This window comes from Paenibacillus sp. N3/727, from assembly GCF_022637315.1.
Classification (GTDB): domain Bacteria; phylum Bacillota; class Bacilli; order Paenibacillales; family Paenibacillaceae; genus Paenibacillus_AQ; species Paenibacillus_AQ uliginis.
This window is the reverse complement of record NZ_CP093336.1, coordinates 4,379,242-4,393,663: the sequence shown is the minus strand read 5'-3', so window position 1 is coordinate 4,393,663 and position 14,422 is coordinate 4,379,242. Positions and strand designations below refer to the sequence as shown.

The 14,422-nt window shown below is 43.9% G+C and carries 14 protein-coding genes and 1 riboswitch; of the genes, 8 read left to right on the top strand and 6 right to left on the bottom strand.

What is annotated here, in order from left to right:
• Window positions 1-74 precede the first annotated feature (74 nt).
• Both MNQ98_RS20235 and MNQ98_RS20230 read right to left on the bottom strand, forming a co-directional pair.
• A complete protein-coding gene (locus MNQ98_RS20235; protein ID WP_241929848.1) occupies window positions 75-1,325 on the bottom strand; it encodes a methyl-accepting chemotaxis protein in 1,251 nt (416 codons plus the stop codon).
• A gap of 199 nt (window positions 1,326-1,524) precedes the next feature.
• Window positions 1,525-2,247: a class I SAM-dependent methyltransferase gene (locus MNQ98_RS20230; RefSeq protein WP_241929847.1), complete on the bottom strand. Its 723-nt coding sequence runs from the start codon at window positions 2,245-2,247 to the stop codon at window positions 1,525-1,527.
• A gap of 142 nt (window positions 2,248-2,389) precedes the next feature.
• On the opposite strand from MNQ98_RS20230, the gene MNQ98_RS20225 reads away from it, so the two are divergent.
• Window positions 2,390-3,103 (top strand): nucleotidyltransferase domain-containing protein, encoded by a 714-nt coding sequence (locus MNQ98_RS20225; protein ID WP_241929846.1) that lies wholly within the window; start codon window positions 2,390-2,392, stop codon window positions 3,101-3,103.
• A 192-nt stretch (window positions 3,104-3,295) separates the two neighbouring features.
• Here the strand turns inward: MNQ98_RS20225 and MNQ98_RS20220 are convergent, their stop codons facing one another.
• Together MNQ98_RS20220 and MNQ98_RS20215 are read right to left on the bottom strand one after the other, a co-directional pair.
• A complete protein-coding gene (locus tag MNQ98_RS20220; RefSeq protein ID WP_241929845.1) occupies window positions 3,296-3,895 on the bottom strand; it encodes a Ykof family thiamine-binding protein in 600 nt (199 codons plus the stop codon).
• Between the two features lie 75 nt (window positions 3,896-3,970).
• Window positions 3,971-4,071, bottom strand: a riboswitch (TPP riboswitch).
• A gap of 165 nt (window positions 4,072-4,236) precedes the next feature.
• Complete coding sequence (locus MNQ98_RS20215) at window positions 4,237-4,842, bottom strand: nitroreductase family protein (protein WP_241933988.1); 606 nt, start codon at window positions 4,840-4,842, stop codon at window positions 4,237-4,239.
• Between the two features lie 482 nt (window positions 4,843-5,324).
• On the opposite strand from MNQ98_RS20215, the gene MNQ98_RS20210 reads away from it, so the two are divergent.
• The 5 genes from MNQ98_RS20210 to MNQ98_RS20190 all read left to right on the top strand — a co-directional run bounded on the left by MNQ98_RS20210 (window position 5,325) and on the right by MNQ98_RS20190 (window position 10,661).
• The gene (locus MNQ98_RS20210; protein ID WP_241929844.1) at window positions 5,325-6,278 is read left to right on the top strand and encodes an ABC transporter permease; all 954 of its coding nucleotides are present in this window, start codon (window positions 5,325-5,327) and stop codon (window positions 6,276-6,278) included.
• Window positions 6,268-7,212 carry an iron chelate uptake ABC transporter family permease subunit gene (locus tag MNQ98_RS20205; RefSeq protein WP_241929843.1) on the top strand — a complete coding sequence of 315 codons (945 nt, stop codon included), beginning with the start codon at window positions 6,268-6,270 and terminating at the stop codon, window positions 7,210-7,212. The genes MNQ98_RS20210 and MNQ98_RS20205 overlap by 11 nt, the downstream gene beginning before the upstream one ends.
• The gene (locus MNQ98_RS20200) at window positions 7,209-7,967 is read left to right on the top strand and encodes an iron ABC transporter ATP-binding protein (RefSeq protein WP_208918768.1); all 759 of its coding nucleotides are present in this window, start codon (window positions 7,209-7,211) and stop codon (window positions 7,965-7,967) included. Before MNQ98_RS20205 ends, MNQ98_RS20200 begins: the two co-directional genes overlap by 4 nt.
• A 183-nt stretch (window positions 7,968-8,150) precedes the next feature.
• Window positions 8,151-9,110, top strand: coding sequence for a siderophore ABC transporter substrate-binding protein (locus MNQ98_RS20195; RefSeq protein ID WP_241929842.1), 960 nt, complete (start codon window positions 8,151-8,153; stop codon window positions 9,108-9,110).
• A gap of 126 nt (window positions 9,111-9,236) precedes the next feature.
• A complete protein-coding gene (locus tag MNQ98_RS20190) occupies window positions 9,237-10,661 on the top strand; it encodes an NAD-dependent succinate-semialdehyde dehydrogenase (protein WP_241929841.1) in 1,425 nt (474 codons plus the stop codon).
• 114 nt (window positions 10,662-10,775) lie between these two features.
• Here MNQ98_RS20190 and MNQ98_RS20185 read toward each other — a convergent pair whose 3' ends face one another.
• Together MNQ98_RS20185 and MNQ98_RS20180 are read right to left on the bottom strand one after the other, a co-directional pair.
• Window positions 10,776-11,615: a sugar phosphate isomerase/epimerase family protein gene (locus MNQ98_RS20185; protein ID WP_241929840.1), complete on the bottom strand. Its 840-nt coding sequence runs from the start codon at window positions 11,613-11,615 to the stop codon at window positions 10,776-10,778.
• A gap of 24 nt (window positions 11,616-11,639) precedes the next feature.
• Complete coding sequence (locus MNQ98_RS20180) at window positions 11,640-11,765, bottom strand: Gfo/Idh/MocA family oxidoreductase (RefSeq protein ID WP_241929839.1); 126 nt, start codon at window positions 11,763-11,765, stop codon at window positions 11,640-11,642.
• A gap of 335 nt (window positions 11,766-12,100) precedes the next feature.
• Between MNQ98_RS20180 and MNQ98_RS20175 the strand changes: the two genes are divergently transcribed.
• Window positions 12,101-12,664, top strand: a complete 564-nt coding sequence (locus MNQ98_RS20175; RefSeq protein WP_241929838.1) for a glycerol-3-phosphate responsive antiterminator — start codon at window positions 12,101-12,103, stop codon at window positions 12,662-12,664.
• 116 nt (window positions 12,665-12,780) lie between these two features.
• Window positions 12,781-14,271 (top strand): glycerol kinase GlpK, encoded by a 1,491-nt coding sequence (glpK, locus tag MNQ98_RS20170; protein WP_241929837.1) that lies wholly within the window; start codon window positions 12,781-12,783, stop codon window positions 14,269-14,271.
• The last annotated feature ends 151 nt before the right edge of the window (window positions 14,272-14,422 follow it).

Below are 14,422 nucleotides of genomic sequence, written 5' to 3'. Positions count from 1 at the left end.
TGTTTTGTTGTCCCTGTTGATTTCGGATTGTTCAACGAGCAGCTTTTGGGACACCCTCATAACATTAAACTCTTTTAAAATTTGAAGACATTGATCGTCTTTTGGAGCTGGAATACAGCGTCATTCATAGCTTCCGCTTCTTCCGCCATTTTCTTGATGGATACGATTCCTTCGTTCATGGAGGCGGATACCTGCTCGGTGCCGGCAGCTGACTCCTGAGTAATGGCTGATATGTTCTGTATCGCAGCAGATATACTTTGAGCGCTTTCCAGCATCGATTCGCTTTCTTTGGAGAAGGCGGAGATTTGCTCAGTTATGTACTGCACACTTGTAACGATATCCAAAAAGACTTGTTCCGCTTCATGAATCATTTCAGTTTGTTGACGAACCACTTCTTCATTAATTTTAATGTTCTGCCCGGCAAGTTTAATGTCATGCTCAATGCTGCGTACAAGATTAAACACTTCACGTGTGGAAGAAGTCGACTCTTCCGCGAGCTTGCGAACCTCATGAGCAACAACTGCAAACCCGGCGCCATGCTCCCCAGCTCGTGCAGCTTCAATCGAGGCGTTTAGCGACAGCAGGTTAGTCTGCTCAGCAAGTTCCGAGATTGTTTCGGTGATTTTGGTAATCCCCCTAGCATTTTTGGAGAGGGCATCAATTGATTCCGCTACTTTTTCGGTGGCTTCAATGTTTCTATTCATTCCGGCAGACTGTTTCGAAACGGATATGCGTCCTTGTTCCACTAAGCCGAGTGTTTCTATAGAACGTTGGTTCATCTCTTTTGTGGAATCTGTATAATTGCTGACCATCTGCTCAATCTCACGGATTGACTCACTCATCTCGGACACATCTTCCGATATTTCATTCGCTCCTACAGCCAACTCGTTGGAAGAAAGGGACACTTGGTTCATAACTTCGATCAGGTTATGGTTCTTGTCTGATATATCACGACTGGATCTCATGACTGTACGAGTGATATCCGAAGTTTCCTGCAAAATTTTTCGAAGTCTCTCAACCATACTGTTAAAAGTTCGGCTCAGATCTGACATGCCTCCGATTTCTTCCACTTTAAAAGTGAAATCGCCTTTGGCAATTTTGGATGAAACATTGGAAATATCAGCGAAAGATTGTGTAAGCGTTCTCTCGATTATCCGCGAAAGCGGGTATGTAAGAAGGGCGAGTGTAGCGACAAGCAGAATCCCTATTACGGTTTTGCCGAGAACGATTAGGGTTAGCAGCATTGGAACTGCAAATAGAACAGCTATCGCATAACAAGCAGCTGTTATTTTACTGGAGATCGGTAGCTTGTTGAACCACGACATGAGAAAGAGTTCCTCCTTTAAGCATAGGATATATTTACCACGATTATAACATTGTTCGACATGAGTAGATATAACGAATTACATTGTATGGATTTAAAATAATAAAAAATAGTCCAAATAGTCTATCTGGTAAAAAGCCAGAGGGGGAAAAGAAGGTGGGTCTACAATTCTTTTCCCCTTGGATATGAACCTCAAATCATCACTTTACAGCTTTGAGCAAGGCGGAAGCCAAAAAATTCGTATTGTCCAATATCATCCGGTCATGTTGAAATAATGTTTCCCATAGGGACAGATCAAACAGTGCGCCTTCATCCCGGCATTCAAGCGTATCCAGGTGTCGGATTTGTTCCTGTTTCATTTGATCTGTAAAGTGGTTGTATTCCAAAGCTTCCTCAAAGGAAAATCCACTCTCCATGAGATGACTGCGCCATTCTTCACGATTCATGAGACGAGGGATGCCAAAAAACTGTTCTAATTCTTTCTGCTTTTCAGACGGCATCGGTTTGTCCATCAGCAATTCACGGTCGTACAGCGTGCCTCCCTTGGTTAATACCCGGCAGTACTCGGATAACGATTCGGTTGCATTGGTGAATACCGTGACTGACTCTGCAATCACGTAATCAAACTGCTCATCCTCAAATGGTAAAGAGCACACATCAGCCTGAAGGAAGTTAATATCCAGACCCATGGCTTCAGCACGCATTCGGGCTTTATTCAGCATGTTCTCATGCAGATCAATAGCGGTAACGCTATATCCTTGCTCGGTCAGGTGACATGCAGTTCTACCGGTCCCACAGCCTACTTCTAAAATACGGCTGCCTAGGGGAATTGGTTCTTTCCGGAATAACCTTAGGGTTGCTTCAAATCCTCCCGGATGAGCGCTTCCCATTCCTAATTTGGATAGCATGTTGATATAGTTCATGATCTTGAGTCCCCCAATTCTTCCTTTATTCGGTGTAAAGTGTATTCGTCTATTTACCATATGTTTAAGGTACCTTTGGGGTTTTAGCTGAATTTAATAATTTGAGCCCGTTTTTCTCGGCTGAGGAGGTATTTATCAAACAATGGGGGAACGCATCGTGAAAACTGAGCCGTTTGAGGCAGCCAAACAACTGATATTTCGGGACTATCCGAATTGCTTGATAGCTGTTTTAGGAGGAAGTGCAGGCAGAGGAGAGCACAACGAACAATCTGATCTCGATATTGTGCTTATAGATGACAGTGTGGAAGACTTCAATCGAAAAACGATTGAATCATTCGGCTGGGTCGTGGAACTGTTCTTCCTGACAACGTCAGGATACCGGGAGCAGTTTGATGCAGGTGTAATGGCCGGAAATCCAACTCTGCAGCGGATACTTGCAGAAGGGAGGGTAATACTTTCCCGCCCGGAAGGGGAGAAGATTCGAGAAGAAGCCCAAAGCGATCTGGATTATGGCCCGTTGCCCTATACTTCATTTGATATTGATGTAGCCCGTTATGCTGTAACCGAATTTATGATGGATTTAAAAGCCTCAGACAAACGTGTAGAAATGTGGTTTATCGCTCAAAAATTGACTATGCTGCTTTGCGAGTTTATTCTTAGAGCAAATCAACATTGGACGGGTGAAGGAAAGACATTATATCGCTTGCTGTCTGCATTTAATTCCAGCATCGCGACGGATTTGGAGGACGCACTTGAGATGCTGTATGTTCACGATGACCGGGGAGCTTTGCTTGAATTTGTGCCGAAACTCCTACAGCCTTATGGAGGACCTCATTTAATCGGGTATGAAGAATAGCCGAGATTGGGGGTATTGGTCGTTACCAAATCGCTTCCATCTCAATACATTTATAATGTGATTTTAGATCACACGAAACTTAAACTCAGGAGGAATCCACATGGGTATAAGCAACTAAGCAGAACAAAAGAAACAAGGCTCGGCCTGCAATCAGGCCGAGCTCATCTTTGTTTTGTGTGATAGTATCATGTGCTAGATTTCTTTTGGTGAAGGGCTATTGGCCGATACCACAACTGTCATAACCAGATGGCTTCGGTCAGTTTGAATTGCATGCATAAAGGCATCTTCGAGCGTGTCGAACACCCTTGATAATGTGCCGTCCAGTCGGCTGGCATAGTGGATGCCTTGTGTTAAAGTCCCTTTTGATTTTGCTCGCTCAACCTCTTGGTATATGATGTCCATATAATTTTCTGTGCCGAGTGGATAGAGCGAGAAATGACAAGCAGTTTCAATATTAGCGGAACCCGCAAGACTTTCGTTCATACGTGTATCATCTTCAGACATATACACATCACCTTTGCTGTCGCCTGGACATCCAATGGAGAATGTTCCATTAAATACGGTATGTACGCCAGTGGCCGCTGAATGCGCGAATATCGCACGGGTTACGTCAAATACATGTTCAGCTCTGCCTCTAATACAAGTACATAAATCATCGGTATACATCCATACCTTGTCCGTGTTTACGGACGCCAATGCTTCTGTAATGACCTGAACGAACCTGTCTGTCATCGGAAATACAGAGAAACGGCAGCCTACGATCCTGCTGGTCCCGCATGCTGGATTATTCATACATAATAACCTCCTAATAAGATATAAAAAAACTGCACCCTGTGAAGGAGTGCAGTTTTATGCTTATAGCAAAATAAACATAAAGCTCCACTTCCCCACGCTAGTATGACCTAGATCGGGTAGTAAGGGTTGACGAACAATTCGTCTCTCAGCACGAGGCACCCCTAGTTCAGCTTGAAAATGAGTCAGTAAGTTGAGTGAAAATGAACTTCAATGAATTGAAGATAAAATCGTTATAGCGATATTGTACGCGCCGTGACCAGGATATATCAATATGTATAAGATACTATAAATAATGAAAGAAAGCACCGATTATAATCGGTGCTTTCTTGAATAGGTTCTTATTTAAACAGCTTTACGCGATCTTCAAGAGGTTGGAATTCTTTCTCGCTAGGCTTGGCTGTAGGTTTGCCGAAAGGCATTTGAGCTATAAGCTTCCAGCTTTCAGGAAGGTTCCATTCGTTTCTTACTTTCTCATCAATCAGTGGGTTATAGTGCTGCAAGGAAGCACCAAGACCTTCTGCTTCAAGTGCTGTCCATACTACGAACTGAAGCATTCCGGAAGACTGCTGAGACCAGATTGGGAAGTTATCCGCATAAAGAGCAAAGTTTTCTTGCAGGTGTGAAATAACGCTGCTGTCTTCAAAGAAGAGAACAGTGCCGTAACCTCCACGGAAAGCAGCCATTTTTTGAGCGGTGGGTGCAAATTGCTCCTCACTTCCGCCTACAACTTCTTTAAGAATACCTTCTGTCATGTTCCACAGCTTATCGTGTTGTTCTCCTAAAAGTACAACCACACGGGCGCTTTGGGAGTTAAAAGAAGACGGAGTATGTTTTACAGCTTCATTTACGATTTCCTGGATACGCTCATCCGAAATAACGGAATCTTTGCTGATTGCATAGTGGGAGCGGCGATTCTTGAGGGCAGTGCTGAAATCTGTTGACATAAAATAAAATCCTCCTAAAATTATCATTTTTGCATTTTCACCTGATATAAGCATTTCCTTGATATACCTGTGATTATGCATCTTGGTTTCTAATACTCGGATCAATCGTATGGAGTTCTCACAACGTTCACTAACTTACGTTTTGTAAGAAATGATTGATACGTAAGTATCTTAGTATAATACAGAATGCTTTGTCAAGATTTTTATTAATCACTTTTTTTGAAGTTTAAACAAATAATTGAACCAAGCGATTTAAACAAGTGATCTTATCATGTAAGAAACTTAATATTATGAACAAATGATGAACAGATATTCTAAAAATTAAAAATATAATTGAGTTTGATTCTCAATTATACTTGTCGGGTTGAGAATGTGATGATATAATTCACTTTAGATCGCAAATGATAATCAATCTCATTGAGAGTGATATCCACATCCAGCCGGATCATACCGGAACTGCATCCCGCATAGAAGGAAGAGCTATGAATAAAAGATACTTGATTGCAGCAGTAGTGGTGTTATCCATTATTTCCTTATTCATAGGAGTAAAGGACATTTCACCGCTTGACCTGTTCCGCATGACGGAGCAACAACAGCATATTATGCTAGTCAGTCGTATACCGAGGCTTATCAGTCTAATTCTGGCGGGAGTCAGTATGAGTATTTGCGGCTTGATCATGCAGCAGCTCAGCAGGAACAAATTCGTATCTCCAACAACGGCAGGGACTATGGATTCCGCAAGGCTGGGTATTCTGGTAGCGATGCTGGTGTTCTCAACCACGGGTCCTCTGATCAAAATGCTGGTTGCATTCCTGTTTGCATTTGCAGGTACGATGATCTTTATGAAGATCCTCGACAAGATCAAATTCAAGGATGCCGTATTTATCCCGTTGGTTGGATTGATGTTCGGGAATATTATTAGCTCGATCGCTACATTTTTTGCCTATAAATATGATCTTATTCAGAACATGTCTGCTTGGTTGCAGGGTGACTTCTCGATGATCATTAAGGGGCAGTACGAGCTGATGTACATAAGTGTTCCTCTGGTCATTCTGGCTTACTTGTTCGCTAATAAGTTTACAGTGGCGGGCATGGGAGAGGAGTTCGCAACAAATCTGGGACTTCGTTACCGGAGAGTTGTTAACATCGGTTTGATCATTGTGGCTCTGGTGACAGCTTCAGTAGTTCTGACTGTAGGTATGATACCTTTCCTGGGGTTGATTGTACCAAACATCGTGAGTCTTTACTTGGGGGATCATTTGAAAAAAAGCCTTTCGCATACCGCACTGCTCGGGGCCGCATTTGTTCTCTTCTGCGACATCATCGGCCGAATTATCATTTATCCCTATGAAATTCCGATCAGCTTAACCGTGGGTGTAATCGGAAGCGGTATATTCATTTACTTACTGATGAGGAGAAAGGCATATGACATATAAAGCCAAAACCGGTCTGCTGGCCGCGGTGGCACTCATCCTGATAGGCCTCTTCTTGTTCATTGATATTGGAGGTAACTGGGATTACGCGCTGCCGAGAAGAATCAAGAAGGTGTTGGCGATTGTTCTAACAGGCGGCTCAATTGCGCTGTCTACCACGGTGTTTCAAACGGTCACTAATAATCGAATTTTAACGCCAAGCGTCATGGGACTGGACTCCTTATACGTCTTAATACAGACATTTGTCATATTCGCTTTCGGTTCTTTTAAGCTGTATGAGCTGGGTAACATAAACTTTCTGATCAATGTCGGCGGCATGATTCTTTTTTCGGGAGTCTTGTACAAGATTTTGTTCCGAAGGGAAGGAAATAATATATATTTTCTTCTATTAATCGGGATGATCTTCGGATCGTTATTCTCAAGCTTATCTTCCTTTATGGAAGTGTTGATCGATCCGAATGAATTCCAGTTTGTCTCAGACAAAATGTTTGCCAGTTTCAACAATGTAAAAACAGAATTGTTAGTCATCGCTTTCATAGTAGTGGCGATTACCCTGATTTATTTCGCTAGGTATTTCAAGTATCTCAATGTACTGGCGCTAGGACGTGAACATGCGATCAACCTGGGTGTGAATTACGATTATGTTGTCAAAAGAATGCTTATTATCGTGGCGGTTCTGATTTCGGTGGCAACAGCCCTTGTCGGTCCAATCACATTCCTGGGACTCCTTGTTGTTAACGTGGCGTATGAATTTATGAAAACTTATCGTCATTCCTACTTAATTACAGGTTCCATCTTGATCAGCATTATAGCTCTGGTCGGAGGTCAGTTAATTGTTGAACGAGTGTTTACATTCTCAACAACGCTGAGTGTCATCATTAACTTTATCGGCGGCATCTATTTCATATATCTGCTATTAAAGGAGAGTAAATCATGATCCAGGTAACTAACGTATCTAAAGCTTACAGCGGCAAAAAAGTCGTGGATAATGTATCGGTTTCGATACCTAAAGGTAAGATTACGTCATTTATCGGACCGAACGGTGCCGGTAAAAGTAGCCTCTTGTCCATGATCAGCAGACTGGTTACGAAAGACAGTGGAGAGATCATGATTGAAGGTAAGGAAGTTAGCCAATGGAAGAGTGGCGACCTTGCCAAGAAGATCTCGATCTTGAAGCAGTCGAATCATATCAGTCTTCGGTTGACCGTTAGAGAACTGGTATCCTTCGGGCGTTTCCCTTACTCTCAGGGCAGATTAACGAATGAGGACAAGAAATATATCGATGAAGCCATTCGTTACATGGAGCTGGAAGACATGCAGGATAAATATCTGCATCAGCTGAGCGGCGGTCAAACTCAACGTGCTTATATCGCCATGGTAATCGCTCAGAATACAGATTATATTTTGCTTGATGAGCCGCTTAACAACTTGGATATGAAGCATTCTGTCCAAATCATGAAAATCCTCAGAAAATTGGTGACGGATTTGGATAAGACGATTGTGATTGTCATTCACGATATCAACTTTGCGTCCTGCTACTCGGATTATATCGTAGCTCTAAAAGACGGCAAAATTGAGAATGAGGGCAGAACAGATAAGATTATCCAGAGCAATGTGCTTAGAGGAATCTATGATATGGACATTGAGATTGAAGAGATTAACGATAACAAGATTTGTGTTTACTACGCATAAGCGTTAGTTGGGACAAAGTTAAAAAGGAATAAGATATGCGAATGAGCTTATTCGTTCATAAATTTAAAGGGGTCTGCTTAGCAAAGCGGAGGGATCTCTTATGGCATGAAAATGTAAAATTTAACCTTATTTTCTAATATTTATATTAAATATAGTAACTAAATAAAACAGGGGTGTTAAGAAATGAAGAAAATGTTGATGTTGTTCATGGTATCCTTACTTACACTAGCTCTTGCCGCATGTGGTTCTGATGAGAAGAGAACGGGTGCAAGCGGTAATAAGGAAGAGGCTACAGGCGATAAAATGACCATTAAGCATGAACTTGGAGAAACTGAAATTACGAAAAATCCTCAGAAAATTGTAGTATTTGATTTTGGTGTATTGGACTCACTGGATAAGCTGGGCGTAGAGGTTACAGGTGTTCCTCAAAAGAATGTTCCACCTTATATGTCCAAATATAGTGAAGGTAAATATGAGAACGTGGGTGGATTGAAAGAACCGGATTTTGAAAAAATCAACAAAATTAGCCCAGATCTCATTATTATTTCCGGCAGACAGAGCGATGCATACAAAGAGCTTTCTGAAATTGCGCCAACGATTTACATGGGCGTAGACACAACGAAATATATGGATTCTTTCAAAGAAAATATGAATACTCTCGGCCAAATTTTCGGTAAAGAAAGCCAGGTTAAAGAAGAATTGGCAACCATTGATAAAGACATTGAAGCACTGAACGATAAGGTTAAAGCTACTGGAAAGAACGCTCTAATTATTTTGGCGAACGAAGGAAAGATCAGTGCTTATGGTCCTGGATCCCGTTTTGGCATCCTGCATGACGTATTCGGATTTACAGCTGTTGACCCTGGTATTGAAATCAGTACACACGGTAAGGATATTTCCAGCGAATATATCGTAGAGAAAAATCCAGACTATCTGTTCGTTGTTGACCGTGGAGCTGTCGTAACTACAGGCGGTGAAGCTTCTGGTGCAAAAGATGTGGTAGAGAACGAACTTGTGAAGACAACAAATGCTTACAAAGAAGGAAATATTGTTTACCTGGATCCAAACTACTGGTACCTTTCCGGCGGTGGACTGACATCCGTATCGGAAATGGTTAAAGAAGTAAACGCAGGTGTGAAATAACAATATACGACAAGAAACACCGGTGTCTGTCCTCAGGCATCGGTGTTTTCGTTGTTTTGCTTGTTTGAAAAGCCGGTTACTATTAGAGGATAATGAATACTCAAGACTGAAGAGGAGGTTTATAACATGTATCCTAACAGCATGTATATCGGCGGACGGTGGGTGAACGCATCCGGACAAATTGATGTTGTGAATCCAGCTACCAGTGAAATCATCGGAATAGTGTCTAAAGGCGGACGGACCGAAGCTGAATTGGCGGTAGATGCAGCTTTCGATGCGTTCCCGGTCTGGTCGGGGTTAACAGCCGATGAGCGAGGAAAGCTGCTGCGAAGCTGGTATGAACAGATCGCAGAGCATACGGATGAACTGGCGAAGATCATGACCCTTGAACAGGGCAAACCACTGAAAGAAGCTGCAGGAGAAATTAATTATGCCAACAGCTTTATTGGCTGGTATGCAGAAGAAGGGAAACGAATCTACGGCGAGACCATTCCGTCTTCCTCTCCCAATAAACGAATCATTGTAACAAAGCAGCCTGTTGGTGTAGTCGCTGCAATTACGCCATGGAATTTTCCAGCTTCTATGATAACCCGAAAGGCAGCACCTGCACTGGCCGCCGGTTGTACGATCGTCATTAAACCTTCAGAGGAGACGCCATATACTGCGCTCAAGCTGGTAGAGCTGGCAGAAAAAGCGGGAATACCTGCTGGTGTCATAAATGTTGTAATAGGTGAGGCGAGCGAGATTGCTGAGGCATGGCAGCAGGATAGCCGGGTCAGAAAGCTGTCGTTCACAGGTTCAACCGCTGTAGGGAAGAAACTGATGGCTGGGGCAGCAGGTAATGTTAAGAAGCTTTCACTGGAACTGGGCGGACATGCTCCGTTTATCGTCACAGCGAGAGCAGATCTGGACAAAGCTGCAGATGGGGTCATCTTGTCCAAATTCCGGAACGCCGGACAAACATGTGTGTGTACCAACCGTATATATGTGGAGGAGTCTGTGGCGTCCGTGTTTGCTGAGAAGGTGGCTGAACGGACCAAGACACTTCAGGTTGGAAACGGGATGGATGAAGGGATAGATATTGGGCCACTTATCAACGCAAAAGCAGCAGAGAAAGTTAGAAGTCAGATCAAAGATGCGACAGAAAAAGGCGGAGTTATTTTGACCGGAAATGATTCTTCTGTTGGAAGTCACGGTCAGTACGTTCACCCTACGGTCATTATGAACGCGACCGATGACATGTTATGTATGAATGAAGAGACATTCGGTCCAGTTGCTCCCATTGCTGTATTTTCTTCCGTCGAGGAAGTGGTGAAACGGGCGAACAACAGCCCATATGGTCTTGCAGCTTATGTGTTTACCGAACATCTGGGAGAAGCTGTACGGATCGCTGAATCGCTGGAATATGGCATTGTCGGCATAAATGATCCTCTCCCCTCCACGGCACAGGCACCATTCGGTGGTTTCAAAGAAAGTGGGCTTGGCCGAGAAGGTGGACACTATGGAATTGAGGAGTTTCTTGAAACCAAGTACATTTCACTTGGTTTATAGCTGATTGAATTAAAGAACAAACAAAGAAGCCGTTCAGGGCAGGCCCAACACGGCTTCTTTGTCATATAATATTTATACACTAAGCAGGACAGGCCTGCTTTAATCATTTCCTTGTTACTCCTGAGAGGGATTTGGGCTGCCGAGAATAACATCAAGCTGTCGGGAGGTGTCATATGCCATCTGGAAAGGATCTGCATCATAAGGACTGAGCTCTGCAGTCAATGTATCGTTATAACTAATTTCATGCAGTGCCCTGCGAACTTCACTCCAGTTCACATTTCCTGAAAGTAACGGTACAAACCCGGTGCCATTGCCGATATTCGTGTTGAAATCTTTAACATGAACCTTCTTGATGCGGTGTCCGAGAATCCGGATCCACTGTTCGGGATAGCCATACTGCAGGATATTGCCTACATCGAAATAGACACCAGCCATTGGAGAATCCAGTTCATCAATGTACCGATTCATTTCCAGCGGAGAGAGCAGGAACTTATTCCACACATTTTCGATACCAATGTATACACCATGCTGTTCAGCGATAGGAAGCAGCTTCCTGATTTCGTCCTGACTCAGCTTGTAGCATTCATCATAAGGATTGTCAGCGTTTACAACACCGGGGACGACTAAAATCGTATCCAGACCGAGTAGAGAAGCTAGTTCAATTTGCTTCGTTACAACAGCAGCACCTTCAGCTCTGACTACCGGATCTGTTGCTGATAAAGGTGCACGCCACAGCAAGCTGGTAGATAAGCTCCGAAGCTTAACTCCATGCTTTGTGGCAAGTGCAAGAATTGCTTCTGCATCAGCAGCTGTGCTTTCCATCGTCAGCCCGATTCCACCGGATGGATTAAGGTTAAGCTCCACCGCATCGTATCCAGCCAATTTGGCATGATGAAACATGTCCTCCAAAGAAGTTCCCTCGGGAAATCCCCACTGATTGATACCTTTCAGCATGATTATATCCCTCCTTGCATCCGATTATGGCATAAGCTCATTTTCGTTAATATCAGCAATCCCAACAAGTTGCACGTTTGGCATGGTCGCATAAGCAGAGGCATGCATGCTTCTCATTGTACCGGCACCAACGATTAGAACTGTTATCATTCAGGATGCTCCTTTTTTAAATCGAACATTACCTGTCGGTGTCTGTACAATATATACATGTAGTTACCCTTTAATTCCGGTACATCGCGATTCCCTCAATGAAATAGTTAATAGCAACGCTGCTTCTACACACTGACGATGACGATGGAGAAAAGCACAAACTTTTCGTCAAAAAACCAATTGATTTTAATATATTTTGCAGGGGTTTTCTAAAAAATAATAGAATAAGTCCCTGGGATACACCTGGGTTGAGAACGATATGAACTCAGTGGTTCTTGCCGATAGATGATTCGCGAGCTAATAAATAGAGAACATAAAACTGAGGAGTGAAGAACATGAGCTTTCACGGACAGAAAATACTTCCTGCTGCAAAACAGATGAAGCAGCTGGATAAAATTTTGGAGAGCACATACCAATACGGTGTCCTGTTGGATACGCACGTCGCCCGTCTGGGCCATATGTATCGGCTAATTCGCGAAGCAAGGAAACGCATGTTTCTTCATGCGGACCTGATCCAGGGATTGAAAAACGATGAATACGCTGCAGAATACTTGTGTCAGGAAATTCGTCCGGACGGGTTGATTTCCACACGATCCAGCGTTATTTTGAAGGCAAAGCAGAAAGGTATTGTTGCGATTCAGAGAGTGTTCTTGTTGGATACGCTAGCTCTGGAGAAGAACTACGCCTTACTCGAGAAGACCCAGCCCGACTATATTGAAGTGTTGCCTGGAGCAATGCCGCATATGATTGAAGAGGTGCACCAGCGTACCAGAATCCCGATTTTTGCTGGAGGTTTGATCCGGACTCCAACGCAGGTGGAGGAAGCAGTTTCGGCAGGAGCTACGGCAGTTACAACTTCAAGCAAAGAGTTGTTTGAGCATTATTACCCGGGCCGCTAGTTCCTTACTTGCTCTCCGTGAGAGATGGGTCCAAGAAATTGCAATGACTTATTTGACATCGTTTACATGAAACCTTAATCTTTTATGTGACGATTTGCAAAGGGGGGAAACCATAAATGGAGCGATACATACTAGCGCTGGACCAAGGCACAACCAGCTCCCGCGCGATATTGTTTAATCAGGAAGGAAATATGGTGTATTCAGCTCAGAAAGAGTTTCCGCAGTACTTTCCCAAACCCGGCTGGGTTGAGCAAAATGCAAATGAAATATGGGGCTCCATCCTGGCTGTCATTGCAACCTGTTTATCCGAAGCCGGAGTGAAAACCGAGCAGATTGCCGGGATCGGCATCACCAACCAGCGGGAGACCACCGTTATATGGGACCGCAAATCAGGAGTTCCGGTTTATCATGCGATTGTATGGCAGTCACGCCAGTCGTCCGATATTTGTGAGCAGCTGATTGCGGAAGGGCATGACCAAAAAGTTCGTGACAAAACCGGGCTGCTGGTTGACCCGTACTTTTCCGGAACGAAAATCAAATGGATTCTTGATCATGTTGACGGGGCGCGCGAACGTGCGGAGCAGGGGGAACTTCTCTTCGGTACCATTGATACCTGGCTTATATGGAAGTTGTCCGGCGGTCAGGTGCATGTAACAGACTACTCCAATGCATCTCGCACGATGCTGTATAACATTCATGACTTGAAGTGGGATGACGAGCTGCTGGAGATGCTGGATATCCCAAAAATCATGCTTCCGGAAGTCAGACCATCCTCCGAGGTATACGCCAATACGGCTGCCTATCATTTCTTCGGCCGGGAAGTGCCGATTGCCGGTGCGGCAGGTGACCAGCAGGCTGCCTTGTTCGGCCAGACCTGTTTTAAAGAAGGAATGGTAAAGACAACGTACGGTACAGGTAGCTTTATGCTGATGAATACCGGTGATAAACCGGTAAAATCCGAGCATGGACTGATTACGACAATTGCCTGGGGGATAGACGGAAAAGTTCAGTATGCGCTTGAAGGCAGCGTTTTTGTAGCCGGATCTGCGATCCAGTGGCTTAGAGACGGACTGCGTATGTTCCGGGAAGCCAAGGATAGCGAGCCTTATGCTAGACGGGTTGAATCTGCAGAAGGCGTGTATGTGGTTCCTGCCTTTGTCGGACTAGGAAGCCCTTATTGGAATAGTGAAGTCCGCGGGGCAGTGTTCGGATTGACAAGAGGGACGACTAAAGAGCATTTCATCCGGGCAACGCTGGAATCACTTGCATATCAAACAAGGGATGTTCTGTCCGTCATGGAAGAGGATTCGGGATACAAGATTGAAGCGCTGCGTGTAGATGGCGGTGCGGTAGCCAATACGTTTATTATGGAATTTCAAAGTGATATATTAAACGTGCCTGTGGAACGCCCTGTTATTAGTGAAACAACAGCTCTAGGAGCCGCGTATCTAGCAGGGTTGGCTGTAGGTTACTGGAAGGACCAAGACGAGATCTGTAACAAGTGGAGTGTAGAGCAGAGATTTGATCCTGGCATGAGTGAAGAGACGCGGGAGCAGCTTTACAAAGGTTGGAAAAAGGCTATTTTTGCAGCAATGGCTTTTCATTAAAATTTTATGTGTTATAATAATCCATAAGTTAATACACGTCTGGAGACTAGGAGAGACCACATGTCGCGGACGCCGTTTATTCTGGCGTTTCCGCGTACTTCGTGGTCTCTTTTTTTTGCAGTCTTTTGCGCAAATAAATGAGGTTTGTTCG

Coding starts and splice junctions, on each gene's coding strand:
- MNQ98_RS20200 (WP_208918768.1), top strand. CDS start 7,209: ATGATCCAGGTAACTAACGTATCTAAAGCTTACAGCGGCAAAAAAGTC.
- MNQ98_RS20210 (WP_241929844.1), top strand. CDS start 5,325: ATGAATAAAAGATACTTGATTGCAGCAGTAGTGGTGTTATCCATTATT.
- MNQ98_RS20225 (WP_241929846.1), top strand. CDS start 2,390: ATGGGGGAACGCATCGTGAAAACTGAGCCGTTTGAGGCAGCCAAACAA.
- glpK (WP_241929837.1), top strand. CDS start 12,781: ATGGAGCGATACATACTAGCGCTGGACCAAGGCACAACCAGCTCCCGC.
- MNQ98_RS20235 (WP_241929848.1), bottom strand. CDS start 1,325: ATGTCGTGGTTCAACAAGCTACCGATCTCCAGTAAAATAACAGCTGCT.
- MNQ98_RS20175 (WP_241929838.1), top strand. CDS start 12,101: ATGAGCTTTCACGGACAGAAAATACTTCCTGCTGCAAAACAGATGAAG.
- MNQ98_RS20215 (WP_241933988.1), bottom strand. CDS start 4,842: ATGTCAACAGATTTCAGCACTGCCCTCAAGAATCGCCGCTCCCACTAT.
- MNQ98_RS20190 (WP_241929841.1), top strand. CDS start 9,237: ATGTATCCTAACAGCATGTATATCGGCGGACGGTGGGTGAACGCATCC.
- MNQ98_RS20220 (WP_241929845.1), bottom strand. CDS start 3,895: ATGAATAATCCAGCATGCGGGACCAGCAGGATCGTAGGCTGCCGTTTC.
- MNQ98_RS20195 (WP_241929842.1), top strand. CDS start 8,151: ATGAAGAAAATGTTGATGTTGTTCATGGTATCCTTACTTACACTAGCT.
- MNQ98_RS20180 (WP_241929839.1), bottom strand. CDS start 11,765: ATGATAACAGTTCTAATCGTTGGTGCCGGTACAATGAGAAGCATGCAT.
- MNQ98_RS20230 (WP_241929847.1), bottom strand. CDS start 2,247: ATGAACTATATCAACATGCTATCCAAATTAGGAATGGGAAGCGCTCAT.
- MNQ98_RS20205 (WP_241929843.1), top strand. CDS start 6,268: ATGACATATAAAGCCAAAACCGGTCTGCTGGCCGCGGTGGCACTCATC.
- MNQ98_RS20185 (WP_241929840.1), bottom strand. CDS start 11,615: ATGCTGAAAGGTATCAATCAGTGGGGATTTCCCGAGGGAACTTCTTTG.